Annotated in this window: 22 protein-coding genes and 1 tRNA gene; 12 read left to right on the top strand and 11 right to left on the bottom strand. The window is 70.0% G+C overall.

Features of this window, described 5'->3' with window-relative positions; translation table 11 throughout:
* Positions 1 to 384: 384 nt before the first annotated feature.
* Positions 385 to 2,016 carry a class I adenylate-forming enzyme family protein gene (locus L2C96_RS38155; RefSeq protein WP_237339588.1) on the bottom strand — a complete coding sequence of 544 codons (1,632 nt, stop codon included), beginning with the start codon at positions 2,014 to 2,016 and terminating at the stop codon, positions 385 to 387.
* A 42-nt stretch (positions 2,017 to 2,058) separates the two neighbouring features.
* On the bottom strand, positions 2,059 to 2,943 hold the full coding sequence (locus tag L2C96_RS38150; RefSeq protein WP_237339587.1) for a hypothetical protein: 885 nt from the start codon (positions 2,941 to 2,943) through the stop codon (positions 2,059 to 2,061).
* Positions 2,944 to 3,275: 332 nt separating this feature from the next.
* Here L2C96_RS38150 and L2C96_RS38145 point away from each other — a divergent pair, with 332 nt between their 5' ends.
* Positions 3,276 to 4,361, top strand: coding sequence for a calcium:cation antiporter (locus L2C96_RS38145; RefSeq protein WP_020421620.1), 1,086 nt, complete (start codon positions 3,276 to 3,278; stop codon positions 4,359 to 4,361).
* Here L2C96_RS38145 and L2C96_RS38140 read toward each other — a convergent pair.
* Positions 4,351 to 6,819, bottom strand: coding sequence for a helix-turn-helix transcriptional regulator (locus L2C96_RS38140; RefSeq protein WP_237339586.1), 2,469 nt, complete (start codon positions 6,817 to 6,819; stop codon positions 4,351 to 4,353). The two genes, L2C96_RS38145 and L2C96_RS38140, sit on opposite strands and share 11 nt — an antisense overlap.
* Positions 6,820 to 6,926: 107 nt before the next feature.
* Between L2C96_RS38140 and L2C96_RS38135 the strand changes: the two genes are divergently transcribed.
* The gene (locus L2C96_RS38135) at positions 6,927 to 7,505 is read left to right on the top strand and encodes a dihydrofolate reductase family protein (protein WP_020421618.1); all 579 of its coding nucleotides are present in this window, start codon (positions 6,927 to 6,929) and stop codon (positions 7,503 to 7,505) included.
* Here the strand turns inward: L2C96_RS38135 and L2C96_RS38130 are convergent.
* From L2C96_RS38130 to L2C96_RS38115, 4 genes are all read right to left on the bottom strand, one after another.
* A complete protein-coding gene (locus L2C96_RS38130) occupies positions 7,502 to 8,851 on the bottom strand; it encodes a caspase family protein (protein ID WP_237339585.1) in 1,350 nt (449 codons plus the stop codon). The two genes, L2C96_RS38135 and L2C96_RS38130, sit on opposite strands and share 4 nt — an antisense overlap.
* A gap of 3 nt (positions 8,852 to 8,854) precedes the next feature.
* Positions 8,855 to 9,205, bottom strand: coding sequence for an effector-associated constant component EACC1 (locus tag L2C96_RS38125; protein WP_237339584.1), 351 nt, complete (start codon positions 9,203 to 9,205; stop codon positions 8,855 to 8,857).
* A 194-nt stretch (positions 9,206 to 9,399) separates the two neighbouring features.
* Complete coding sequence (locus tag L2C96_RS38120) at positions 9,400 to 11,178, bottom strand: AIPR family protein (RefSeq protein WP_237339583.1); 1,779 nt, start codon at positions 11,176 to 11,178, stop codon at positions 9,400 to 9,402.
* Positions 11,179 to 11,709: 531 nt separating this feature from the next.
* A tRNA-Arg gene (locus tag L2C96_RS38115) sits at positions 11,710 to 11,782 on the bottom strand.
* Positions 11,783 to 12,002: 220 nt separating this feature from the next.
* Between L2C96_RS38115 and L2C96_RS38110 the strand changes: the two genes are divergently transcribed.
* The 8 genes from L2C96_RS38110 (at position 12,003) to L2C96_RS38075 (ending at position 19,572) form a co-directional block, all read left to right on the top strand.
* Positions 12,003 to 12,656 (top strand): response regulator, encoded by a 654-nt coding sequence (locus tag L2C96_RS38110; protein ID WP_017984995.1) that lies wholly within the window; start codon positions 12,003 to 12,005, stop codon positions 12,654 to 12,656.
* A 41-nt stretch (positions 12,657 to 12,697) separates the two neighbouring features.
* Positions 12,698 to 13,390, top strand: a complete 693-nt coding sequence (locus L2C96_RS38105; protein WP_020421613.1) for a response regulator transcription factor — start codon at positions 12,698 to 12,700, stop codon at positions 13,388 to 13,390.
* An 8-nt stretch (positions 13,391 to 13,398) separates the two neighbouring features.
* Complete coding sequence (locus L2C96_RS38100; RefSeq protein WP_020421612.1) at positions 13,399 to 14,817, top strand: sensor histidine kinase; 1,419 nt, start codon at positions 13,399 to 13,401, stop codon at positions 14,815 to 14,817.
* 64 nt (positions 14,818 to 14,881) lie between these two features.
* Complete coding sequence (locus L2C96_RS38095) at positions 14,882 to 15,679, top strand: DeoR/GlpR family DNA-binding transcription regulator (RefSeq protein WP_020421611.1); 798 nt, start codon at positions 14,882 to 14,884, stop codon at positions 15,677 to 15,679.
* Positions 15,676 to 16,761, top strand: coding sequence for a galactose-1-phosphate uridylyltransferase (gene galT / locus L2C96_RS38090; RefSeq protein ID WP_237339582.1), 1,086 nt, complete (start codon positions 15,676 to 15,678; stop codon positions 16,759 to 16,761). Before L2C96_RS38095 ends, galT begins: the two co-directional genes overlap by 4 nt.
* A gap of 75 nt (positions 16,762 to 16,836) precedes the next feature.
* Positions 16,837 to 18,288: a S1C family serine protease gene (locus L2C96_RS38085; protein ID WP_237339581.1), complete on the top strand. Its 1,452-nt coding sequence runs from the start codon at positions 16,837 to 16,839 to the stop codon at positions 18,286 to 18,288.
* A gap of 613 nt (positions 18,289 to 18,901) precedes the next feature.
* A complete protein-coding gene (locus L2C96_RS38080) occupies positions 18,902 to 19,402 on the top strand; it encodes a MogA/MoaB family molybdenum cofactor biosynthesis protein (protein WP_017984989.1) in 501 nt (166 codons plus the stop codon).
* Positions 19,402 to 19,572: a hypothetical protein gene (locus L2C96_RS38075; protein WP_020421608.1), complete on the top strand. Its 171-nt coding sequence runs from the start codon at positions 19,402 to 19,404 to the stop codon at positions 19,570 to 19,572. The genes L2C96_RS38080 and L2C96_RS38075 overlap by 1 nt, the downstream gene beginning before the upstream one ends.
* Before the next feature lie 380 nt (positions 19,573 to 19,952).
* Here the strand turns inward: L2C96_RS38075 and mscL are convergent, their stop codons facing one another.
* From mscL to L2C96_RS38055, 4 genes are all read right to left on the bottom strand, one after another.
* The gene (mscL, locus tag L2C96_RS38070) at positions 19,953 to 20,387 is read right to left on the bottom strand and encodes a large-conductance mechanosensitive channel protein MscL (RefSeq protein WP_020421607.1); all 435 of its coding nucleotides are present in this window, start codon (positions 20,385 to 20,387) and stop codon (positions 19,953 to 19,955) included.
* A 25-nt stretch (positions 20,388 to 20,412) separates the two neighbouring features.
* Complete coding sequence (locus L2C96_RS38065) at positions 20,413 to 20,889, bottom strand: hypothetical protein (protein ID WP_020421606.1); 477 nt, start codon at positions 20,887 to 20,889, stop codon at positions 20,413 to 20,415.
* A 136-nt stretch (positions 20,890 to 21,025) separates the two neighbouring features.
* On the bottom strand, positions 21,026 to 21,343 hold the full coding sequence (locus tag L2C96_RS38060) for an FmdB family zinc ribbon protein (protein ID WP_237339580.1): 318 nt from the start codon (positions 21,341 to 21,343) through the stop codon (positions 21,026 to 21,028).
* Positions 21,344 to 21,432: 89 nt separating this feature from the next.
* Positions 21,433 to 22,026, bottom strand: coding sequence for a 5-formyltetrahydrofolate cyclo-ligase (locus L2C96_RS38055; protein ID WP_027936384.1), 594 nt, complete (start codon positions 22,024 to 22,026; stop codon positions 21,433 to 21,435).
* A gap of 24 nt (positions 22,027 to 22,050) precedes the next feature.
* On the opposite strand from L2C96_RS38055, the gene L2C96_RS38050 reads away from it, so the two are divergent.
* Both L2C96_RS38050 and glp read left to right on the top strand, forming a co-directional pair.
* Positions 22,051 to 22,953 carry a UTP--glucose-1-phosphate uridylyltransferase gene (locus L2C96_RS38050; protein ID WP_237339579.1) on the top strand — a complete coding sequence of 301 codons (903 nt, stop codon included), beginning with the start codon at positions 22,051 to 22,053 and terminating at the stop codon, positions 22,951 to 22,953.
* On the top strand, positions 22,953 to 24,218 hold the full coding sequence (glp, locus tag L2C96_RS38045) for a molybdotransferase-like divisome protein Glp (protein WP_017984982.1): 1,266 nt from the start codon (positions 22,953 to 22,955) through the stop codon (positions 24,216 to 24,218). Before L2C96_RS38050 ends, glp begins: the two co-directional genes overlap by 1 nt.
* Positions 24,219 to 24,221 lie beyond the last annotated feature (3 nt).

Below are 24,221 nucleotides of genomic sequence, written 5' to 3'. Positions count from 1 at the left end.
GGTCAAGGCACGCTTTCCCGCCTTGACGCCGTTGCTCGGCGACTGAAACACAATCGAGGAGAGGGGGCGGGGGTGGTCGGAAGGTGACCATTTGGCGCCGTGAGGCGCTTTTTCCGCGCGACAGCGCGGGTTTTAAAGATCAAAAGATGTCCTCGCCGGACGGGCAGGCTCCGGGATGACCAAGGGCACGCCCCTCACCTCGGGTGGGTGGTCGCCGGGTGGTCATCCCGTCGCCTTCCGGTTTGTGCATATCACCTTGAGCCAGGGCCGCAAGGTTGGCATGTTCGGCTGCCGGTTGGCGGCCTGGGTTGCGGCCCTGGCTCAAGGTGATCGTTACGTGTCAGGCGACGGGATGACCACCCAGCTCGGGTTTTGGTTCAAAGATCAACTGCTGCGCAGTGCGCGTCGCAGTAGTTTGCCCGACACTGTTTTCGGCAGTTCCTCCAGGAACTCCACTTGGCGTGGGTACTTGTACGCCGCCATGCGTTCCCTGCAAAACGAAATCAATTCCTCCGCCGTGACCGCAAACCCGGGCCGCAGGCTGACGAACGCCTTGACCGTCTCGCCCCGGTACTCGTCCGGGACGCCGACCACCGCGGCTTCCCGCACGGCTTCGTGTTCGTACAGCACGTCTTCGACCTCGCGCGGCCACACCTTGTACCCGCCCGCGTTGATCTGGTCCTTCTTCCGGTCCACCACGTAGAACCAGCCCTGTGCGTCCATGTACCCGACGTCGCCGGTGTGCAGGCGTCCGCCGGGAAGCGCCTTCTCCGTCTCCGCCGGCTTTTCCCAGTACCCGGCCACCACCTGCGGCCCGGACGTCACCAGCTCGCCCACCTCGCCTGCGGGCAGCTCCCGGCCGTCCTCGTCGACGACCCGCACCACCGTGTCGTACACCGGCACTCCGACCGACAACGCGCCGGAAGCGGGGTCCACCGGCGCTTCCACCCCGAACGGGACCGCGTGCGACGGCGATGTCGTCTCCGTCAGGCCGTAGCAGTTGTGGATGTAGGTGCCGAACATCGCCTGGAAGGCCTTCGCCGTGCTCGGCGGGATCGGCGCCCCGCCCGAGTAGATCTTCCGCAGCGAAGCCAGCGCTTCCCGATCGACGTCGGGCACGTTCATCAACGCGATGAACACCGTGATCGACCCGATGGTGAACGTCGCCCGCTCCGCGTGCACCGTCTCCACCGTGCGCGCCGCGTCGAAGCGGTGCATCAACACCAGCGGTGCGCCGACCAGCAGGGCCACCGCGATGTGCCCGATCAGCCCGGTGATGTGGAACAGCGGCGCCACCCCGAGGATCACGTCGTCCGCGCCCAACCCCACCCAGTCCCGGTAGGTCTGGGCGTTGAAGACGACGTTGCGGTGCGTCGTCATGGCGCCCTTCGGCGGGCCCGTCGTGCCCGAGGTGTACGTCAGGAACGCGATGTCGTCCGGTCCGAGCGTCACCGGCGGCGGCGTCACGCCCCGGAACCGCGCCAGCATCCCCGCCAGGTCAACGGTTCCCGGGCACTCCACCGGCGAACCGGGCTCCGCGCGGTACTCCAGTTCGGACGTCGTCAGCACCGTCCGCACCGCGGTCGCCGGCACCACCTCCGCCGCCACCTCGTGCCACAGCGACTGCAACGTCACCAGCACCGTCGCGCCCGAATCGGCCAGCAGCTGCCCCAGTTCGCGTCCGCGGTTCATCGGGTTGACCGACACCGCGATGCCGCCCGCCTTCCACGTGCCGACCTGTGCGATCACGAACTGCGGCACGTTCTGCGCGTAGATCGCGACCCGCTCGCCGGGACGGAACCCGGCGTCGGTGATGCCCGCGGCGAACGCATCGGTCAGCTCGTCCAGCTCGCGCAGCGTGATGCGGCCGCCGAAGTACCGCAGGATGTCCGCGTCCGGATCCCGCGCCACGGACGCCCGGAACATGGCCAGCGCGCTCTCGTGCTCGACGGTGATCCCCGCCGGCTGCCCCGGCGCGTACCGCGCCAGCCACGGCCTGTCGTCGTAGACGCTCATCACCGGCGATGATCCGCCGCGGCCGGTGCGGGCGTCAACAGGTCAGCGGTGGCGCCGGTCGTCCCGGTCGTAGTGGCGGTCGCGGTCGTGCCCGTAGTCGTAGTCGTACTCGTAGTGGTGCTCGTAGTCGCGCCAGTCCGGGATTTCGTAGTGCGGCACGGAGTACTGGGGCACCGAGTACCGCGGCTGCGGCGCCTGCTGCCGGGTCTGCTTCGGAGCCGCCTGCTGCGTCGTCTTCTTCGTCGCCGGCGCGGTGGCCTTCGGCGTCGACGTCTGCGGCGCGGCCTGCTTCGTCGCGGCGATCGGCAGGATGCCGGTGAACTGGCCCGCGGGCGGCACGGCGTCATCGGCGTCGTCCTGCCCGGCGACGGTCGGCTCCTGCGGCGCGGCGTGCCCGCCTGCCAGGCTGACCGGCTCGGCCGTCCCACCCGGCCCGGCGATCCACCCGCCGACCAGCATCGCGCCGGCCAGCGTCAGCCCGGCGCTCGCGGTCGCCAGGATCAGCGGCCGGTTGCGCCGCTCCTTGGCGGGCTGCGCGTCAGCGTCTTCGTCGACCGGCACGATCAGCGGCTCGGCCGGCTCGGCGTCCGGGATGCACGCCTCGAACACGATCGTCTGCGCCGCCTTGACCTCAGCGACGACCTCCGCGGCAGGCGGGACCGGGGCGGCAGGAGGAGCCGGGGCGACGGGCGTGGTCGCGAGCGCGGCGGGCGTCTGCTCACCGGTCATCGAGCCGGGCGCCGTGGTCCGGCCGGCGCCGCCTTCGTCGGAGCCGCGCAGCGTGGCGCCGACCGTGCCTGCCGAACCGAACGAACCGGTGCCGAACACCCGCATCCCGGCGGTGCTCGCCACCGGTGGGCGCTCCAGGCGCCGTGGGGACTTCGAGTCGAGCACGGAGATGGCGGCGACCATGGTCGGCATCGTCATCTCGGCGGGAGAAGGCGCGGGGACACGGCTGTGACGCCGGCGAACCGGGCGATCACTGCGCGCGAGCAGTTCGGCGACCGTCGTCGCCCCGCTTCCGGTTCCCAGGCTGTGGGCACCTGTCGTCACAGGGCGTACCTTTCTCGTCACTCGTCCAGGTCGTTCCGCGTCGAGCCGTCGCGCTTTCTATCGGCCCGGGGGCCAAGATCGGTACCCCGGTGTGACACAGGTCGCTTCAGCGCGCGAGAACAACCCACCCAGGGGTGAAAGGGCACCACACACCGGCGTCGCGCGCAAGCCCGGCCCCTTGCGGATCTCTGTGGCAGTGTGGGCCCGTGGGCGCGCGCATCCGATCCCGGCTGACCGACTGGACCGTCCTCGCCCCGCTGGTCGCCGTCGTCGCGCTGGTGCTGAGCTGGGGCCGCGAACTCCCGTTGCCGCTCGTCATCGTGGTCGCGCTGTGCCTGGCGGCGGCCGTGCTCGCCGCGGTCCACCACGCGGAGGTCGTGGCTCACCGGATCGGGGAACCGTTCGGGTCGCTCGTGCTGGCCGTCGCCGTCACGGTGATCGAAGTCGCCTTGATTGTCACTCTGATGGCTGACGGTGGGGCGAAGAGCGCCACGTTGGCACGCGACACCGTGTTCGCCGCCGTGATGATCACCTGCAACGGCATCCTCGGCGTGTCCCTGTTGGTCGGCGCGCTGCGGCACCGGGTCGCCGTGTTCAACGCGGAGGGCGCAGGCGCGGCGCTCGCGACCGTCGCGACGCTGGCCACGCTGAGCCTGGTCCTGCCGACCTTCACCACCAGCCGCCCCGGCCCGGAGTTCTCCCCGGCCCAGCTGGCGTTCGCGGGCGTGGCGTCGCTCGTGCTGTACGGCCTGTTCGTTGCGATGCAGACCTACCGGCACCGCGACTACTTCCTGCCGGTCAAGCAGGGCGCCGACGAACACGCCGAGCCGCCCAGCTCCGGCGCCGCCTGGTTCAGCCTGGCGTTCCTGCTGGTCGCGCTGGTGGCTGTGGTCGGCGACGCGAAGGTGGTGTCCCCGGCGATCGAGGCCGGGGTGGACAACGCCGGCCTCCCGCACGCGGTGGTCGGCGTGGTGATCGCCCTGCTGGTCCTGCTCCCGGAGACCCTCGCCGCGGTGCGGGCCGCCCTGCGCGACCGCATCCAGACCAGCTTGAACCTGGCGCTCGGCTCGGCGATGGCGAGCATCGGCCTCACCATCCCGGCGATCGCGCTCGCGTCGATCTGGCTGCCCGGCACGCTGGTGCTCGGCCTCGGCAGCACCCACCTGGTGCTGCTCGCGCTCACCGTGGTGACCGGCGTGCTGACCGTCGTGCCCGGCCGCGCCACACCCCTGCAGGGCGGCGTCCACCTCGCCCTGCTCGCGAGCTTCATCTTCCTGGCCGTCAACCCTTGACCGGAGCGCCGGGTGCCGCCGGGCGGTCGGCACTGGCCGCCGCCAGTTCGGTGCGGTTGGTGACGCCGAGCTTGGCGTAGATGTGCGACAGGTGCGTCTTGACCGTGCTGCGGCTCATGAACAACCGGGCCCCGATCTCCGGGTTGTTCAGCCCCTGCGTGGCAAGGCGCACGACGCTCTCCTCGGTCGGCGTCAGGCTCGCCCAGCCGCTCGCCGGGCGGCCGCGCTTCCCCCGCGCGCGACGGGCGTAGTCGATGGCCTCGCGCAGCTCCATCGCGTTCCCGGCCACCGGCCCGTGCGGCAGGCCCATGTCCCGCTTCGCGCGTTCGCACGCCTGCCGCAGTGGCTCGTCGGCAAGCGCTTCCAGGCTGCTGACGCAGTTGAGCCACAGCCCGTGGCCCAAGCGGATGGCGAGTGCTTCGTGGTGCAGGTCCTCGGAATCGGACAGGAACGCGGACTGCTCCAGCGCGTCGGCGATCACCTTCGGCATCCCGGCCTGCCGGGCGGCGGTGAGGGCGCGCTCGCACACTTCCGCCGCCTCTCCCGGGTTGCCGCTGAGCCGCAGCGCCTCGGCGAGCCCGACGAGCGCGGCCGGCGTGCCGTCGCGCCGGAACCAGTCAGCCGCCTCGGCCGGTTCACCGGACCACAGGTGCAGGCAGCCCTTCGCCCTGGCCAGGCCCGGCACGAACGGCGGCGACTTGGCGCCGTAGACCAGCCGGACCATCGGATCGAGCGCGGCCCGCGCCGCGTCGAGGTTCCCGGCGGTCCCTTCGACCAGCGCGAAGACGCTCGTCGCGGACCCGATGCGGTGGTAGTCCTCCAGCGGCCGCGCCATGCGCACGGCCTCGGCTGCGAGTTCCCTGGCCTGCGCCACCTGCCCGGTGTAGAGCGCGCTCGCGGCGTGGAACGACAACGCGGTCGACGCGACCCCGCGGTCCCGTCGGCTGGTCAGGCCGGAAACCGCGGTCTCCAGCAGCGGCACGGCGGTCGCGTGGTCGTCGCGGAGGTGGGCGATGATGCCCAGCAACGCGGTCGCGCCGTCGCGCACGAAGCCGTTCTCGTTCGCGCGGGCCTGTTCGGCGAGCTTGGCCGCGGTGTCGAAGTCCCTGGCCAGTTCGCCGAGCGCGCTGAGGAGCGTGGCCAGGCCGTCGTCGGGGACGATCTCCAGGGCGGTTCGGGCGGCGTCGTTGTCCAGCCCGGTGGTGTCGGCGACGAGTGCGAGCCCGGTCAGCAGCCGGGCCTGCAGTTCGGTGCCGTCCGGGCCGCGGTCGATGGCCCCTCGCAGCAACGTGATGCCTTCGTGGCCGCGGCCGTTGAGGTGCCACAGCCACGCGAGCCCGGCGGCCAGCCGCCGTCCGCGGTCCGGGTCGTCCGCGGCGAGGCCGTGCTCGATGGCGGCGCGCAGGTTCTCCTGGTCGGGGCCCACCGCCGCGCGCCACGCGTCCTTGTCGGTGTCGAGCAGCGGCGCGGCTGCCTCGACGATCGCGCCGAACGTGTCCAGGTGCCGGTCGCGGACGTCGTCGGTTTCACCGGCGGCGGCCAGCTTGGCGAGGGCGTACTGGCGGATCGTCTCCAGCATCCGGTACCGCGTGGTGGGTCCGGCGGTGTCGGCGATGACGAGCGACTTGTCGACGAGCCTGCCGAGGCCGGTGAGGACTTCCATCCGCGGCCCGCACACGCCGGCGGCCGCGTCGAGCGTGAAGCCGCCGGAGAAGACGCCGAGGCGGCGGAAGAGGACGCGGTCGGGTTCGTCGAGCAGGTCGTGGCTCCACGCCATGGAGGCCGCGAGCGTCTGGTGCCGGGCCGCCACCCCGCGTGGTCCGCGGACCAGCAGGGCGAACCGGTCGTCGAGGCCGTCGAGGATCTCGGCGACGGTGAGGGTGCCGGACCAGGCCGCGGCCAGCTCGATCGCCAGGGGGATCCCGTCCAGCCGGGCGCACAGCGTGGTGGTCGCGCCGGTGTCCGGGACGCCCGACCGGGCCGTGAAGAGCGCGGCGGCGTCCGCGGCGTTGAGCGAGGGCACGCGCCAGACGCGCTCACCGGGCACCCCCAGCGGTTCCCGGCTGGTGGCGAGGACGGTCAAGTGGGGGCAGGTGGTGATCAGTTCGAGGGCTGCGTCCGCGGCGGCGGCGAGGACGTGCTCGCAGTTGTCGAGGCAGAGCAGCATCCGGCGGTCGCCGATCTGGCGGGCCAGGGAGCCGTGGTCCGGGGTGAGCAGGGTGCCGGTGGCCGCGGCGAGGAGTTCCGGCACGACGGTGGGGTCGTTGGTGGCGGTGAGGTCGGCCCAGCGCACGTCGTCGTGGGTGCCGGCCACCTGGAGGGCCAGGCGCGTCTTGCCGCACCCGCCCGGCCCGGCGACGGTGACCAGGCGGTTGGCGGCGAGCTCCGCGGCGAGCGCCCGCAGCTCTTCGGAGCGCCCGATGAAGGGGGTGAGCTGCGGGGGCGGGGTGGCTGACATCGCGGATCAGTGTGCCACCCCGGATGGTGGCCAGGTGGCCGATATTTCCGGCTCGTTCGACCGGCAGGGTCATGGGTGTCCGGTTCACGAGACGGAGGAGAACGAAGATGAGCAAGGTCATCGCCAACATGTCCATGTCCCTCGACGGTTTCATCGCCGACCCCGGGGATGGCATCGACCTGCTGTTCGGGTGGATGGGCAACGGCGAGGTGGAGGTCCCGACGGCCGTGGAGTGGGCGACGTTCCGCATGTCGCCGGCGAGCGCGGACTACATGAAGGCGGCGATGGCGCGGGTCGGAGCCCTCATCGCGGGCCGCCACCTGTACGACATCACCCACGGCTGGGGAGGCAAGCACCCCATGGGGGTCCCGGTGGTGGTGGTCTCGCACTCGACGCCCGCGGAGGTCCCGGAGGGCTTCACGTTCGTGTCCAGCGTCGAGGAAGCGGTGCGGGTGGCGTCCGACCTGGCCGGCTCGAAGGATGTGGTGATCGCGAGCGCGAAGATCGCGCAGCAGGCCCTGGACGCGGGCCTGCTGGATGCCATCAACGTGGACCAGGTGCCGGTGCTGCTGGGCGAGGGGGTCCGCTGGTTCGAGAACCTGGCAAAGGTCCCGGTGCGGCTGAGTAATCCAACCGTGGTGGAGGGCAATGGGGTGACGCACCTGGCGTACGAGGTGGTGCGTTAGGTGGTCGACACAGATCTCCGCAGGGCTCGGATGATCCCGATGCAGCCGCCCACTGCGAATGCGCTGATCGCCAGTGGCCAGAAGGTCAGGTCCACGGCCAGAACCGAACCCACACCGGCGAGGAAGCTGCCGACTCCCGCGCTGCTGAAGGTCTTGTTCCGAGGGAGTACGGCGAACTCGGTCAGCCCGACGAACACCGCTGCGACGGCCATCAGTACCACCCCGGCCACGACGTAGCCTGTCGTGCCGAGTGGGCTCCTGGTGGTGTCGCCCGCCACGAGATCGTGCACGACGGCGACGACGAAGAACGCCATCAGCGGACCGTAGGCGAGGTGGAGGCCGAACGTCAGGGCCGCGCGCAGCCCCTTGTGTGGGGCCCCCGCTTGGGATGGTTGTGGCTGGGGACGAGCCGGGGCGGGGTGGATCTGGCCAGGGTGGACACGCCCGGCGGCGATTTCACCGAGGAGCTGTTGGTACGCCTGTGCCCGCTCCGCGGGCTGCGCGCTCTTGGCCGATCGGGCGATGTCCTCGAACGCCACCGGACCGGTGTTCGGTGGCGCCGGGGCGAGTGGCTGGGTGGGCGTTCGCGTGCCTGGTTGCGCCGCGGACGGTTTTTGCGGCCTCACCGCTTGGTTGCGGACCAGCCCGAGTTCGTCGAGCGACAGGTGTGAGAGTGCTTGTGGCTCCGGGAGCCCCTGAGCCTTCGCCGCCCGGCGGACGTGCCGGTGTAGGGCCGTGATGTTGAGCAGTTCGGGGGCGTCGGGGATGCCGTTCCGGAGCGCGTAGAGCAACCGCAGCGTGTAGGCGGGGTAGCGCTCGCCGTCCAGGACGTTCGAGGACCGGTTGGGTGGCGCCGAGGTCAGGATCGCCGCGCCCTCGATGTCCACCTCGGCGACCAGGTCGGTCGCGGCGGACATCCGCTGCGCGAGCGCCCGGCCGGAGTAGCAGCAGTCGAGGATCACGATCTTCGAGCTAGCGTCACTGTCGCGGACGAGATCGGCGACGACACGGTACTCCATGCCGGTGAACCGAACTTCCTCGGAGCGGGTGTCGGCGAAGGTCAGGTACAGCTCGTTCAGGTAGACACCGTGCCCGGCGAAGTAGACCAGAAGGAGGTCGTCCGCTTCCCCGGCGGCGGTGGCGAGCGCCCGCCCGATCTCCTCGCGGCCGGCGTTTTCCGGCACGAGCAACGAGTGTCGCGGTGCGAGTGAACCGTACCGTTCGTCCGTGAGCACGTCGCGCAGTTCCGCCGCGCCCGCGTGCACCCCGCGCAGCTGGGGCAGGTGGCGGTAACCGCCGACGCCGATGAACACCGCCCGGGATCGGTGCGGATCTGGCAGCCGCATCGGTCAGTCCTGGTTCAGCAACTTCGGCAGGAGGTCGTCGAGATCCTTCGCGTGCTGGGACGAGACCTCGATCGACTGCCCGTCCGGCTTGGTGATCTTCAACGTGACGGCGTGCTTGCGCGGCCGGCTCAGCCAGGACTTGAGACTCTCGGCGAGCACCGTGACGAACCCGCCGGCCCCCGCCAGGGCGATGACCAGTTCGGTCACCTCGCCCATGTGACCGGGTGGTGGCGGCGAGGTGACCCGCTTGACGTGCTTGCGCAGCTCGGGTTCGTCCCGCAACCACTCACGGAGAACCTCGATGTCGCCCACCGGGTCGTCCCCGTCAACCGACAACCCCAGAGATTCCGGCACTGGCGCTCCCTTCGATTCAAGATCACGAATTCTAGTGGAGCAAGACGCCCGCCGGGCCGCGATTGCCGGGTTTCGTGCCAGCTCGACGGAGTCGTCCGCGCCGCCGGTTCCCCTAGTCGCGGGCCCAGTTCGGCCAGCTAGAGAATCCGCGAAGGCCGCGCCGTGGTTGGTGACCATCGCATCCCGGCTTAGTGCTAGTGTGAGCTAACCGCCTTTACTCTCTCCAGCAGCGCTTCCTGGCTTCGCCTGCTTCGTACGTCATCTTTCCGCAGGCTCCGCCCCTCATCGAGCACATCTCGGAATTCTGCGGACGCAACCTCTGCGGCAGAAGTGATGGCATTTTCTATGTCCTCGGAAAGCTTCTCGGATATGCGAAAATTGAGCTTTTTTGGATTTTCGAGCTTCTTGGCCGCAGCGTCAGCATCGCCAGCCTCAAAGATGGGGATGAGGCCGGGATTAACCAGCGCCGACACCATCATGGCAATGTGATACTTGGCCGCCTTTAGTGTCGCGGATTCCGGCGTTCTCGCGAAATATCTATCAATGCGATAGATGATCCAGGCCGCGTAGTAATAAGTTTCGACAGGGTAATTGCCCCACACGAAGGAACCTTCTACTTCGAGATCTTTAGGTGATCCAATCGCGCGAGAAGACTCGCCGAAAAGGGTTGCGGCCACAGCGCGGTTCAACTCCGGCGTCGCGACTACGCGGGTACGGGCAAATTCAAGCGCTGCTCCACGGTTCTGGCGCTCGTAGCGCAAGCCGTCTGCGCCGGACTGTGCGAAGTATTCCTCAACGTTTTTTGCTATTTGTGAGCTGGCCTGGATGTCTGTAGATCCAATCGCAGTCTGCAGATTGGTTGCGATAGAGACACTTGTCCGAACGTCACGGTCGTTAGAACTTACGATCTTAACAGGTATCCACAGATTGGCCAATAATTGAGGGTCATTTTTCACCTGGTCGGTTTCCGACCAGCGGATGAGCTGATGGCTCGTTTGTCCGCCATTGACGATTTGATACCCCGAAATGAAGAATCGGTCGCCGTTTCCTCGGAGGCCAGTCGCAATGATCGTCAATCCATTATTCAAAAAAGGGAAATGCTCGCGTTCGGCCGACTGTAACGTTCCCATAATCCGGCTGTTCACCGTATTGTCGGGACCGAGGTCCAGGCGCACGTTGTCGTCGAATATTCCGGCGCGAACCTCGCCGAAATTATCTTTCAGCAGCTTCATAATTTCGGCTGCGGATACAAGGCCGATGTAAGCCTCGCTCACTCTCTCTGTCGCTGGGATCGTCTGTCGCTTCTCGAAGTTGAATTGGACGTTCTGAGGCCCGTGACGTTCCTTTTGCTTGTCGGCGAGCTCTTCGTGACCGTGAGTGCGAAGTCTGAGGCTCTCCGAGTAAACCCCAAGTTCGCGTATGCGCGCAATCGCTTCTGTAACTTGAAGCTGAGACTGGGCACTCTGTCCACCATTGGAACTAGTCGTAACATAGTAAAGCTCACACGGAATGCGACTGTCCTGGAATTTGTCACCATTCTCCGCAATACGGTCGATGAGGATCGCCAGGTCGACCAGCCTTGGCGGGAGTGGCACCGAGTTGGCCTTAATCGCATACTTTGTAACTGCCTCAACGCCGTGAAGGAACTTGGCAATGAGCTTCGAGTCGTACGACTCGCTTGTCTTGGCCTGGATAAAGATCACCTTTGAAGAATTTGCACCCTGTCCCGCAATTAGATCATCAATCTCCTCTGGCTCGAAAACAATTCGGTTGTTGACGATTACTGCCGCAATGTCGATGCCTTCGTCTTCGCCGCCGCCGAGGACCGTTCTTTCAATCGATTCCACGTCGTCGCGAACGTACTGGAATAGATAGTTCGCTGCGACGTATCGTTCGAACTTGTCAGCGTCGGTTCCTTCGAAACCAAAGTCGCGGCCGAATTTCGCAACACGCTTGCCTGTAAGGGTGTGCATCAAACCTCCTCGTGATCCCCCGCGGCGAGTGACACCCTCGTCGTTCGCCTGACACCGGCTATTTCCCAGGTGAGAGTGCAACGGGTGACGGCAGTGACAGTTACAGGAGGTTACCGGTTGTGGATCTTCGCGTCGATAGCCGCTCATCGTGCCGTTGACGTTTGGGTGGCGTTGGAAAATTGCTGGATAATGAGGAGAATTGGTGACCTTTCGTCATCTCGTCGGCCCGACGCAGGGCGATAGCTCGCCAGGAGCTCGCCAAGATGCGTTCGTCGCACACGGACGCAACCGCCGCTTTCCCCCGCTATCTCGGAGATATGTCTGTTCGGCGAGGGCCTTCTTTATCTTTGTGGGCTGCGACCCTCGGTGTAGCTGTCGGTCGCTCGTGTAGGTCAGGCCCTGCTCCTGCCGGCCGATAGCGGCGCGTCCCGCAGGGGTGCCTTGTTCCCCTGATGAGAAGCCGACAAGCGAGGGTTAAGCATGGGCAAAACAGCACAAAGCCCCTGGTCAACGGAACTACCAGGGGTTTTGTGCCCCCGGCAGGATTCGAACCTGCGACACCCGCTTTAGGAGAGCGGTGCTCTATCCCCTGAGCTACGAGGGCTGGCTGCCCCAGACTAGCGGGTCCGGCCGCAGGCTTTGAGCGTGACCTCGGCCTCGCCCAGCCGAGCGGCCACGAACACCGGCGGCGCGGCCACCGATCAACCGACGAAAGGCGCAACCGCCCCGGGTGATCAGCGTATCGACGCCGGCGCTACCAGTGGGTAACCTTCCGTGACCGGGACGCGGAAACCCCGCTCCACCGACCGTTCGGAGGGCTTAGGTTGATCAAGCTCATGTTCGCCGACGACGAGGATCTCGTGCGCTCCAGCCTGCGCGGCATGATGGCGGGCGCGCCGGACATCGAGGTGGTCGGTGAGGCGAACGACGGGCGCTCGGCAGTGGAAACCGCCCGTCGGCTGCACCCGGACGTCGTCCTGCTCGACATCAAGATGCGCGCCCCCGACGACGGCATCCGCGCCCTCCGCGCGATCCTCGAACTGCCCAGCCCGCCCGCCGCCGCGATGCTGACCACCTTCGACATGGACGAGTACGTCAGCCTGGCCCTCCGGCTCGGCGCGAACGGCTTCCTCCTCAAGGACATCGAGCCCGCGGCGCTGCTCCGCGCGGTGCGGGACCTCGCGCGTGGTGGCGCCGTCCTCGACCCGGGCGTCGCGGCACGGATGGTGCGCGCCCACCGCGAAGGGCAACGCGCCGCGCAGCCCGCGCGCAAGTTGCTCGCCTCACTTTCCGACCGCGAGCGCGAAGTGGTCGGCCTCATCGGGCAGGGCCTGTCCAACGCCGAGATCGGCGGCAAACTCCATCTGTCCGAGGCCACCGTCAAGGGCTACGTCTCCGCGGTCCTGTCCAAGATCGGCGCCGCGAACCGCGTCCAGGCCGCCCTGCTCGCCTACCGCGGCGGGCTGCTGGACCAGTGACTTCTTAGGCGGGTCTCAGCACCGTCCGCAACACTGTCCACATGCGCATTCTCGTTGTCGACGACGATCGGGCCGTCCGGGAGTCGCTCCGCCGGTCGCTGGAGTTCAACGGCTACCAGGTGGAGCTCGCCGGCGACGGCGCCCAGGCGCTGGAGCGCGTCATCGCCGACCGGCCGGACGCCATGATCCTCGACGTCATGATGCCCAGACTCGACGGGCTGGAGGTGGCCCGCCGCCTGCGCAGCACCGGCGACGACCTGCCGATCCTCGTGCTCACCGCCCGGGACACGGTCTCCGACCGCGTCTCCGGCCTGGACGCGGGCGCCGACGACTACCTCCCGAAGCCCTTCGCGCTGGAGGAGCTCCTCGCCCGCCTCCGCGCGCTCCTGCGCCGCGCCTCCCGCGAGGCCCAGACGCCGCCGGACGCCGAGAAGCTCACCTTCGCCGACCTGACCCTCGACCCGGGCACCCGCGAGGTCCGCCGCGGCGAGCGCGACATCAGCCTCACCCGCACCGAGTTCGCGCTGCTCGAACTGTTCATGTCGTACCCGAAGCACGTGCTGACTCGCGGCCGCATCCTCGAGGAGGTGTGGGGCTACGACTTCCCGACCTCGGGCAACGCGCTGGAGGTCTACGTCGGCTACCTGCGTCGCAAGACCGAGGCCGGTGGTGAGCCGCGCCTGATCCACACCGTCCGCGGCGTCGGGTACGTCCTCCGGGAAACCCCGCCGTGAGCCATGTCGTGACCGAACCGGTGCCCGTGATCCGCGTCGACAACGGAGGCGGCCCCGCCCCCCGGAGGGTGTCGCTGCGGGCACGCGTCACGCTGCTGGCCGCGGCGTGCGTGGCGGGGGTGCTGGCGCTGGTCTCGCTCGGCGCCTACATCACGGTCTACAACAACCTGTACCAGCAGGTCGACGACGAGCTGATCCAGCAGGCGAACAGCGTGATCAACGACCCGCAGGTCGTGCAGACCGGCGGCCTGCGCATCCCCACCTACATCACGCGGCTGGTCGACGTGCGGTTCGACCTGATCGTCGCCGACGGCTCGTCCGCGTTCGAGTCGGAGCCGTCGATGCGGCCGCCGATCGGGCTGGACGAGCGCGAGGTCGCCAGCGGCCAGAAGCCGTCGTCGATCCGCACCGACCAGAACACCGACTCGCGCGTGCTCGCCGTGCCCTACCGCTACCAGCCGGGCGTGGCGCTCGTCCTGTCACAACCACTCGACGCGACCAAACAGACCCTGCGTGAGCTGGCGGTTGTCCTCGCGCTTATCGGCGGCGGCGGGATCGTGGTCGCCGCGCTCGCCGGGACGGCCGTGGCCCGCACGGGGCTGCGGCCGGTGGAACGGCTGACGTCGGCGACCGAGCACATCGCCCGGACCGGCGACCTACGGCCGATCCCGATCAGCGGCGACGACGAGCTGGCCCGGCTGACGCACAGCTTCAACACGATGCTCGGCGCCGTAGCCGAGTCGCAGGACCGGCAGCGGCAGCTCGTCGCCGACGCAGGGCACGAGCTGCGCACGCCGCTGACCTCCTTGCGCACCAACCTGGAGCTGCTGCTGTCCGCCAGCCGCTCCGGGGCGCCGACGCTGTCGGAGAAGGACCGCGCGGAGATCGAGACCGACATCAAGGCGCAGCTGGACGAGCTGACCCAGCTCATCGGCGACCTCGTCGAGCTGGCCCGCCAGGACGAGCCGCGCACCGCGTTCGAACGTGTCGAGATGGTCGAGGTCGTGGAACGCGCGCTCGACCGCGCCCGCCGCCGCGCCGGAGAGATCGAGTTCGACGTCGCGCTCCAGCCGTGGCACGTCATCGGCGACGCCGGCGCCCTCGAACGCGCGGTGCTGAACCTGCTGGACAACGCGGTCAAGTTCTCACCGCCGCACTCGCGCGTCGGCGTGCGGATGTACCCGCTCGGCGACGGCACCGCGGTCATCGAGGTGGCCGACTCCGGGCCGGGCATCGCCGACGAGGACCTGCCGCGCGTGTTCGACCGCTTCTACCGCTCGTCCGAGGCGCGCACCCTGCCCGGATCCGGCCTCGGGCTGGCGATCGTCAAACAGGCTGCCGAACGCCACGGCGGCGCCGCGTACGCCGGCCGCGCCCCGGAGGGCGGCGCCCTGCTGAGCCTGCGCCTGCCCGGAATGCCCGGCTGAACCACAACGTCCTGCGCGTGTTGATTCGTGTAGGATTTTGTGTAGTTGGTGGGCGATAGGAGCGATGGTGCTGGCGCGTCAGCGGCAGGCGATGATCCTCGAAGAGGCGCGGCGGAACGGCGCGGTGCGCGTGAGCGACCTGGTCGGCAGGCTCGGCGTGTCCGACATGACCATCCGCCGCGACCTGGACGTGCTCGCCGGCCGCGGTCTGGTGGAGAAGGTGTACGGCGGCGCGACCGCCGTCCTCGGCCCCAGCACCGAGGAGCCCGGGTTCGAGGCCAAGTCGGTGCGGCAGCGGGCGCAGAAGGAGGCCATCGCGAGCCGCGCGGCCGAGCTGGTCCAGCCGGGCACCGCGATCGGCCTGTCCGCGGGCACCACCACGTGGACGCTCGCCCGCGCGCTGGACGGCGTGCCGGGGCTGACGATCGTCACCAACTCGATCCAGGTCGCCGATGTGCTGCGCGCGTCGTCCGCGCCGGACCGCACGGTCGTGCTCACCGGCGGCGTCCGCACGCCGTCCGACGCGCTGGTCGGCCCCGTCGCCGTGCACAGCCTGCGCCGCCTGCACCTCGACCAGGTGTTCCTCGGCGTGCACGGGATGGCCGAGGGGGCGGGCTTCACCACGCCGAACCTGACCGAGAGCGAGACCGACCGCGCGCTGGTCGAGTCCGGGCGGCGGCTGGTCGTGCTCGCCGACTCGTCCAAGTGGGGCGTCGTCGGCATCTCGACCATCGCCGAACTGGACGAGGCGCACGTCGTGGTGACCGACGACGGCCTTGGCGAGGCGGCGCGCACCGTCTTGGCAGAGCATGTGGGTGACCTCGAGGTCGCACCCGTCAACGACGACACGGAGGAAGAGTGAGGCGGACCCTTCGCCACCTTGCCGACGGCAGGGAGATCATCTACTTCGACGAGGGCGAGAACACGCCGCCCCGCACGGCGGAGGACACGCGCGACCTGCCCGCGGTGGCCGCCAGCTCGGAGATCCGCCTCGACCCGCTGACCGGCGAGTGGGTCGCGATGGCCGCGCACCGGCAGACCCGCACCTACAAGCCGCCCGCCGACCTGTGCCCGCTGTGCCCGACCAAGCCGGGCAAGCCGAGTGAGATCCCCGAGCCCGACTACGACGTCGTCGTGTTCGAGAACCGCTTCCCCTCCTTCGAGGAGGGCGCCACCGGCGAGTCGTCCACACTGGACGGTCTGGGTCTCGTGCGGACCGCGCCGGGCAAGGGACGCTGCGAGGTCGTCTGCTTCACCAGTGACCACAACGGATCCTTCGCGGGGCTGAGCCCGTCCCGCGTGCGCACGGTCGTCGACGCCTGGGCGGACCGGACGGCCGCGCTGTCCGAGATCGACGGGCTGGAGCAGGTCTTCCCGTTCGAGAACCGGGGCGAGGAGATCGGCGTGACGCTGCACCACCCGCACGGCCAGATCTACGGCTACCCGTTCGTCACGCCGAAGACGCGCCGCATGCTCGACGTGGCCCGCGCCTACCAGGAGGAGCGCGGCCGCCCGGTGCTCGGCGACGTGCTGGCCGCCGAGCGCAAGGCCGGGACGCGTGTGATCGCGGAGGGGCAGTACTGGACCGCGTTCGTCCCGCCCGCGGCGCGGTGGCCGGTGCACGTGCAGGTCGTGCCGCACCGCCAGGTGCCCGACATCCCGGCGCTGACCGACGCCGAGCGGGACGACTTCGCCGAGGTCTACCTCGACGTGCTGCGCCGCTGCGACGGGCTGTACAACCGGCCGCTGCCCTACATCGCCGGCTGGCACCAGGCGCCCGTCCGGATCGACCGCGAGCTGGGCTGGCTGCACCTCGAACTGTTCTCGATCCTGCGCGCGCCGGACAAGCTGAAGTACCTGGCCGGGTCTGAATCGGGCGAGGCGGTGTGGATCAACGACGCGACGCCGGAGCAGATCGCGGAACGTCTCCGCGCGGTGGGCTGAGTCCGGCGGCATACTCATGCGTGACCCTCAGGCTGGGCTCAGCCCGCTCTCAGGACCGACACGCATGGTAGGGACATGACCGAGAACGACCCCAGCGCACCGCACGACGGCGGTGCCCAGCGGGAGCCCGGCGCGCAGCAGTCGCCGGAGGACGCGAAGACGCCACCGCGCGGAACGCCGCTCGGCTCGGGGCCGCAGCAGCAGCCGAGTCCGTGGTCGGCGCAGGGAGCCGCGCAGCAGCAGTCGCACGCCGCCCAGCCGGGGCAGGCCGGGGGGCACGAGCAGAGCGCGTATGCGCAGACGGGGCAGCAGCCGGCCGGGCAGGGGACCGGGCCGCAGCAGGCAGGGCAGTCCGGCGGGTACCCGTGGACGCCGCCGGGCGCGCAGCAGCAGTCGCCGTACGCGACCGCGACGATGCCCGCGCCGGCCGTGCCGCAGCAGCGTCGTGGCCCGGGCAAGCTCGTGGCCGGGGTCGCCGTGCTGGCGTTGATCGTCGGTGGCGGAGCGGGTGCCGCCGGGGGGTACCTGACCGCGCAGAACAGCGGGAGCGGCGCGTCGTACAACGCGCTCGACCAGCCGGTGCCGGCGCAGCAGACGGCGACCGCGCCGGAGGGTTCGGTCGAGGCGGTGGCGCAGAAGCTGTCGCCGAGCGTGGTGGAGCTGCAGGTGTCCGGCCGGAGCGGGCAGGGTGAGGGCTCCGGGTTCGTGTTGTCCACGGACGGCTACATCCTGACCAACAACCACGTCGTCGAGGTCGCCGCGGAGGGCGGGTCGATCCAGGCGGTGTTCCAGGACGGCACCAAGGCGGCCGCGTCGATCGTCGGCCGCGACCCGACGACCGACATCGCGGTCGTGAAGGTCGACGGCGTGAAGAACCTGACGCCGGTGGCGCTCGGCAACTCGGACGACCTGAACGTGGGCCAGTCGGTGGTGGCGATCGGGTCGCCGTTCGAGCTGGCCGGGACGGTCACGTCGGGCATCGTGAGCGCGCTGCACCGCCCGGTGCGGGCCGGTGGCAGCGAGGGCGACCAGACGACGGTGATGAGCGCGATCCAGACCGACGCGGCGATCAACCCGGGCAATTCGGGTGGCCCGCTGGCGAACCTGTCCGGCCAGGTGATCGGCATCAACTCGGCCATCTACAGCCCGCAGTCGAGCGGAATGGGCCAGACGGAGGCCACGAACGCCGGCATCGGTTTCGCGATCCCGATCAACCAGGCGCGGCGCACGGCGCAGGAGATCATCGACACCGGCAAGGCGACGCAGACGTTCATCGGGGCGAACGTCAGCGACGCGCAGCAGGGTGGCGCGCAGATCGCCGGCGTGCAGTCCGGCAGCCCGGCCGAGCAGGCGGGCCTGAAGCAGGGCGACGTCGTGACGAAGGTCGAAGACCTGGTCATCAACGACGCGGACGGCCTCATCGCGGCCGTGCGAACCCGCGCCCCGGGCGACAAGGTGACCTTCACGCTGAGCGATGGCCGCACGGTGCAGGTCACCCTGGGCGGCCAACCGGTGCCGACGAACTGAGTGCCGGCTGCGTGAGGGGCGCTCGGCGACTCGGGTGGCTGGGCTGAGGAGTTGGCCGCTCCCGCGCGAGCGGGCGGACGAGGGCTCGGCCGGCCAGGTGGCCGGAGGTTGGGCGGGCCGGGGTGGTGGCCAACCCGAGGTGGCCGGCTCGGACGGTGCGCGTGGTGGGGCTTTTGGGATCGGCTGCTCGGGCGGCCGGGGTTGGTGGGTTTCGGCCGCTCGGGGCGGTCGGAGGGAATGAACAGGCGCTCGGCCGCTCGGGGCGGCCGAGACCACTTGACCGGCTCTCACGGGGTTGAGCCGGTATCCAAGCCGCGTGCGACTGGATGTTTTCCGGTCGCGCGCGGTTTCTCTTTGCGCTTGTCGCGGGATGGGGCGCAGAACCTGGCCAAGCCGGGGTCGCCCTGGGGGCTGCGGCGACCAGCCGTGGGAAGTTGTCCACTTCGGACGGCGGCTTGGTGCGGAAGGCAACCGGCCGCGGGCCGGGTCGGGGAGCGTCGCGGCTGCGTCGGAGGCGTTCGGGCGGGACGGCGCGGTCGTGCGTGCCCGGCCTACCTCTCAGTAGTGGCGACGTGCTCGTCGAAGGTCGGTAACCACCGGATACCGTGTGCTCATGGAACGCAGTGCACAGCGGCTGGGCCGCGCGCTCGTGGTGATCGTGGACGACCGCGCGGCGCACGGCGAGCATGAGGACACCTCGGGCCCCCTGGTTCAGGAGCTGCTGGAGGAAGCCGGCTTCATCGTGGACGGCGTGGTGCTGGTGCACGCCGACACCGTGGCGATCCGCAACGCGCTCAACACCGCCGTCATCGGTGGTGTGGACCTCGTCATCACCGTCGGCGGCACGGGGGTGTCGCCGCGCGACGTCACCCCCGACGCCACGATCGGCGTGCTCGACCGGCCCATCCCCGGCATCGGCGAGGCCCTGCGCTCCTCCGGGCTCGCCGCAGGCGCGGTCGACGCGGGCATCTCGCGTGGCCTGGTCGGCGTCTCCGGCAGCACGCTGGTGGTCAACCTCGCCGGCTCCCGCGCCGCGGTGCGCGACGGCATGGCGACGTTGTCCTCGCTCGTGCCGTACGTGATCGACCAGCTCTCCGGGCTCGACGAGTCCTGATGCCCGGGGAGGACCGGGAGCGCAAGCCTCCCCGCGACCGGCGCAAGCTGGACGAGATCTTCGGGGAGGTCCTCCCGGAAACAACGTCCGACGAGCGCGAGCCGGAACGCCCGGCCCGCGACGAGGACGCCTGGTACCGCGAGAACCGGCCGCCCCACCACGGCGGTTAGGCCGGGGAGAGGGTTCTCCAAGGGGCGGTGGTCAGCCCAGCAGGCCGCGGCAGCTGGTTGCCGACGATGTCCGGCCTTGACCGGCTACCGGACAAAACCAGGCTGCCCGCGGTTCCGTATTGAGGCACCGACAGGGTGCCGTGTGGGCGCGGTGTGTGCTGTTGGCCCCCGCTCAGGGCTGCTGCCGAGCTGATGTCGGGGTGCGCTGGCTGGGTGTCCGCTGTTGGCTGCGGCTGGCGTCGGGGGTGGGGCATCGGGTTGAGCCTGGCGCCTCGGGCGGTGCGTCGGGCGCGCCGACCTTCGTACGTGTCCTAAGCCGGCTCGGCGGGCTTCGGCTCACTGCCTGCTCCGGGACCGGAGCCCCGGAGCACGAGCGAGCCTCAGTCGCGGCTTTCAGCGCGGCTGCTGACCTGGCCGTTGGAGCCGCTCTGCTGGCGCAGCAGGTCGCGGATCTCCGTCAGCAGCTCGACGTCCGTCGGCTCGGACGGGCCCTCCTCCTGGCCGCGCTTGCGGCGCTCCTGGATCTTCTTCATCGGCAGGACCAGCAGGAAGTAGACCACCGCGGCCACGATCACGAAGTTGATCGCCGCGTTGATCACGCCTCCGAAGTCGAGGAACGTGGAGTCGTTGTCGCGCAGGACGTTGAACCCCAGGCCCTTCGCGGCGTCCGAACCGCCGATCGCGTTGATCAGCGGCTTGATCAGCCCGTTGGTGAAGGCCGTGACGATCGCGGTGAACGCCGTCCCGATGACGACCGCGACCGCCAGCTCGATGACGTTGCCGCGCATCAGGAAGTCTTTGAAGCCCTTCAGCATGTGCACTCCTCTCGTCCGGAAACGGCTAACGGAGGGTAACGGCTACCGGGTTCCGGAGTGACATCGCGGCCACCTCCCTGGCCGTCTCCTCGGGCAACGAGAGGACGACGAGCGGCCCGTCCCGCGCGCTCGCGAGACGTCCGGCCGCGGCGGGCGGCGGCCGCACCGACAGCACACTTGCCATGCTGGCCAGCACTTTCCTGCCCGCCACGGACTCGTCGAAGGTGACCACGTCGACCCGCATGCCGGGGGTCAGCAGCTCGGCCACACCGGTGTCCGCGAGGCGGACCGGGACCGCGGCAAGGGCAAGATCACCCGTGAAGGGGACGGGTGCGGAGGGTGGCGGCGGCGCGGCCCGCGGCTGGGCCGCGTCCGGGCGTGCGGCCAGCACGGCCGCGGTGATCAGCAGGCCGGCGGCGACCAGCTTGCGCAGCCGGTGCCATCGGCGGCCGCCGAAGCGGGGCCGGAGCCGGTTCCAACGGGCACGCGGATCGAAGCGCATGGCGAAGCACCCCCAGTCGTCGAGCGCGACGGCGGAGTGCCGTCGACGAGATCGACGCTAGGGGTGCTGACACCCGGCGGAAAAGACGCGGATCTGGCAGCTGTGGATAACTGGGTACTTGTGGATAACTCGGCCGTCAGGAAGCCGCGGCCGCGGTTGTCGTCGTACCGCTCGACGAGGATGACGAAGAGACGGAGCTGCTCTTGCTCTCGCCGGAGGAGCTCGACGAGCTGGACGAGGAGGAGGTGGACGACTTCGACGACGAGGACGAAGACGACGAGCGCGAGTCGGTCCGGTAGAAGCCGGAGCCCTTGAAGATCACGCCGACCGCTCCGTAGAGCTTGCGCAGCGGGCCGGTGCACTCCGGGCACTCGGTCAGGCTGGCTTCGGAGAACGACTGCACGGCCTCGAAACGGTGGCCGCACTCCTTGCAGGCGTACTGGTACGTGGGCACAGGTGCTCCTTCGCGCATTGGCACTCGATCCGCAAGAGTGCTAACGCAATTGTGCTGGAGACCATTCCCCCAGCGCAAACAAGGGTTGGTCACAGTGGCAGCCGGACGTGCCCGCGGCCGGGGGTGAGCGCCCCGGTCATGAGCACGTCGTGGTCCTCCGCGGGCAGCTGTTCGACCAGCTCAGCGTCCCGGACGACGGCCACCAGGTCGGCGCCGGGCGCGGCGTGCGCGAGGGACCGGTCGTAGAACCCGGCGCCCCGCCCGAGCCGCACGCCGCGGTGGTCGACGGCCAGAGCGGGCAGCAGGACCAGCCCGGCGCCGGCCAGCGCGTCCGGGCCGAGGAGCCGACCGGTCGGCTCGAGGATGCGCCGCAGCCGTCCCGCGCGCAGGCTCCCGGTGCCCGTGTACTCGGCCCAGTCCAGCGGCCCGGGCTCGGCGGGAATCGCCGGGAGCAGCACCCGCGCGCCGCGCTCGCGCAGCACGTCGAGCAGGCCGATCGAGCCCGGCTCGGAGCCGAACGGGACGTAGCAGCACACGGTGTCCGGGAGTGACATCGCGGACACCGCGCGGACCAGCGCGGCGGCCTCGGCGACCCGTTGCTGCACGGAGACGGCCGCGCGGGCGGCCGACAGCTTCGCGCGCCACTCGGCCTTCGTCACCTCGTCATTGCGCTGCGCACCCATGTACGCAGGTTAGGCTTGGCGCCTATGACGGGCGCCTTCGACAACCACTCGTTCCGAACCGCAATCGTCCCGGCCGCGGGCCTGGGCACCCGGTTCCTGCCGACGACGAAAGCGATACCCAAGGAGCTGCTCCCGGTGGTGGACACCCCGGGGATCGAGATCGTCGCGAGCGAAGCCGCACAGGCCGGGGCGAAACGCCTGGTGATCGTCACCTCGCCGGGCAAGGAGTCCGTGGTCAGCTACTTCCGGCCGTCGCCCGAGCTGGAGGCCAACCTCGAGCGCAAGGGCAAGTCCGCGCTGCTGGAGAAGGTCCGCCGCGGGCCGGAGCTGATCGACGTCGAGGTCGCGATCCAGGAGGAGGCCCTCGGCCTCGGGCACGCGGTGGCCCAGGCCGAGCCGAACCTGACCGACGAGGACGAGGCCGTCGCGGTGCTGCTGCCCGACGACCTGGTGCTGCCGGCCGGCGTGCTCTCGAAGATGTCCGAGGTGCGCGCCAAGCACGGCGGCAGCGTGCTGTGCGCGTTCGACATCCCGAAGGAGCAGATCTCGCCCTACGGCGTGTTCGACGTCACGGACACCGGCGACGCCGACGTCAAGCGGGTGCACGGCATGGTCGAGAAGCCCTCGCCGGAGGAAGCGCCGTCCACCTACGCCGCGGCCGGCCGCTACCTCCTCGACCGGGCGATCTTCGACGCCCTGCGTCGCATCGAGCCGGGCGCGGGTGGTGAACTGCAGCTCACCGATGCCGTCGCGCTGCTGATCGAGGAGGGCCACCCCGTGCACATCGTGGTCCACCGGGGCGGGCGGCACGACCTCGGCAACCCGGGCGGCTTCCTCAAGGCCGCCGTCGACTTCGCCCTCGACGACCCGGACTACGGGCCCGAGCTGCGCAACTGGCTGACCGAACGACTCGGGACCGATCGCTGATGACCGACCCCACCCCGGAGCCCGACCAGGCCGAGCAGGACCTCCGCTCGGTCGACGAGCAGATCGCCCGCGTCCTGCAGGCCGCGGTGCGCCCGCGCCCCGTCCGCGTCGCGATCTCCGAAGCGCAGGGCCTGCTCTGCGCCGAGGAGGTCGTGGCCGAGCACGCGCTGCCCGGCTTCGACCAGGCCGCCGTCGACGGTTACGCGGTGCGCAGCGTGGACGTGCGCGCCGACGGCGAGGAGCCCGTCCAGCTCCCGGTGGTGGGGGAGATCCCGGCCGGCTCACGGCAGCCCCGGCGGCTGCAGCCCGGGCAGGCCGTCCGGGTCGCCACCGGGGCGCCGCTGCCGACCCTCGCCGACGCCGTCGTGCCGACCGCCTTCACCGACGGCCACCCGGCCAAGGTGACGATCCACCGCTCGGTGCCGTCCGCGGCCTACGTGCGGCGGACCGGCGAGGACGTGCAGATCGGCGACGTGGCCGTCCGCCAGGGCGACACGATCGGCGCGGCGCAGGTGGGCCTGCTCGCGGCGGTCGGCCGCTCGAAAGTGCTGGTCTACCCGCGGCCGCGAGTGTCGATCGTGTCGGTGGGCGACGAGCTGGTCGACATCGACCGCACCCCGACGACCGGCCAGGTCTACGACGTCAACTCCTACGCGCTGGCGGCCGCCGCGCGCGACGCGGGCGCCGAGGTCAGCCGCGTCGGGATCGTGCCGAGCGACCCGAAACGGCTGCGTGAGGTCGTCGAGGGCAGGCTGCTGATGTCCGAGGTCGTCGTGGTCGCGGGCGGAGCGGGCGGCACCGCCGGCGACGAGGTGCAGGCGGCCCTGTCCGACCTCGGTGAGATCGACATGACCCGCGTCGGCATGCACCCGGGGTCCGCGCAGGGCTTCGGGCGGCTCGGCCCGGACTCCGTGCCGACCTTCCTGATCCCGGCGAACCCGATGAGTGCGCTGGTCGTGTTCGAGGTGCTGATCCGGCCGCTGATCCGCGCCGCCCGCGGCACCCGCAACCCGCACCGCCGCACGGTGAGCGCGCGGCTGCTGTCGCCGGTGTCCTCGACCAAGGGCCGGCGCGGTTACCTGCGCGGGCAGCTGCTGCGCGATGAGAGCACCGGCGAGTACCTGGTGCAGCCGCTGGGCACGTCCGGCGCGCACCTGCTCGCGTCGCTGGCCGAGGCGAACTGCCTGGTCAACGTGGACGAGGACCTCACCGAGGTGCCCGCGGGCGAGCAGGTCAAGGTGACCTTCCTGGCGCAGCGGGGTTAGAAC

Origin of the sequence: Amycolatopsis tucumanensis (assembly GCF_021654135.1) — a bacterium.
GTDB classification, from domain to species: domain Bacteria; phylum Actinomycetota; class Actinomycetes; order Mycobacteriales; family Pseudonocardiaceae; genus Amycolatopsis_E; species Amycolatopsis_E tucumanensis.
The sequence above is the reverse complement of the archived record's forward strand: the minus strand, read 5'-3'. Positions and strand labels throughout refer to the sequence as shown.

Excerpts from the sequence above, each read along its gene's own strand:
- L2C96_RS38155 (WP_237339588.1), bottom strand. The coding sequence starts at position 2,016 with ATGAGCGTCTACGACGACAGGCCGTGGCTGGCGCGGTACGCGCCGGGG.
- L2C96_RS38130 (WP_237339585.1), bottom strand. The coding sequence starts at position 8,851 with ATGCGGCTGCCAGATCCGCACCGATCCCGGGCGGTGTTCATCGGCGTC.
- L2C96_RS38105 (WP_020421613.1), top strand. The coding sequence starts at position 12,698 with ATGCGCATTCTCGTTGTCGACGACGATCGGGCCGTCCGGGAGTCGCTC.
- L2C96_RS38085 (WP_237339581.1), top strand. The coding sequence starts at position 16,837 with ATGACCGAGAACGACCCCAGCGCACCGCACGACGGCGGTGCCCAGCGG.
- L2C96_RS38080 (WP_017984989.1), top strand. The coding sequence starts at position 18,902 with ATGGAACGCAGTGCACAGCGGCTGGGCCGCGCGCTCGTGGTGATCGTG.
- L2C96_RS38055 (WP_027936384.1), bottom strand. The coding sequence starts at position 22,026 with ATGGGTGCGCAGCGCAATGACGAGGTGACGAAGGCCGAGTGGCGCGCG.
- glp (WP_017984982.1), top strand. The coding sequence starts at position 22,953 with ATGACCGACCCCACCCCGGAGCCCGACCAGGCCGAGCAGGACCTCCGC.
- L2C96_RS38120 (WP_237339583.1), bottom strand. The coding sequence starts at position 11,178 with ATGCACACCCTTACAGGCAAGCGTGTTGCGAAATTCGGCCGCGACTTT.
- L2C96_RS38050 (WP_237339579.1), top strand. The coding sequence starts at position 22,051 with ATGACGGGCGCCTTCGACAACCACTCGTTCCGAACCGCAATCGTCCCG.
- L2C96_RS38135 (WP_020421618.1), top strand. The coding sequence starts at position 6,927 with ATGAGCAAGGTCATCGCCAACATGTCCATGTCCCTCGACGGTTTCATC.
- L2C96_RS38150 (WP_237339587.1), bottom strand. The coding sequence starts at position 2,943 with ATGACGATGCCGACCATGGTCGCCGCCATCTCCGTGCTCGACTCGAAG.
- L2C96_RS38075 (WP_020421608.1), top strand. The coding sequence starts at position 19,402 with ATGCCCGGGGAGGACCGGGAGCGCAAGCCTCCCCGCGACCGGCGCAAG.
- L2C96_RS38065 (WP_020421606.1), bottom strand. The coding sequence starts at position 20,889 with ATGCGCTTCGATCCGCGTGCCCGTTGGAACCGGCTCCGGCCCCGCTTC.
- L2C96_RS38095 (WP_020421611.1), top strand. The coding sequence starts at position 14,882 with ATGGTGCTGGCGCGTCAGCGGCAGGCGATGATCCTCGAAGAGGCGCGG.
- mscL (WP_020421607.1), bottom strand. The coding sequence starts at position 20,387 with ATGCTGAAGGGCTTCAAAGACTTCCTGATGCGCGGCAACGTCATCGAG.
- L2C96_RS38140 (WP_237339586.1), bottom strand. The coding sequence starts at position 6,819 with ATGTCAGCCACCCCGCCCCCGCAGCTCACCCCCTTCATCGGGCGCTCC.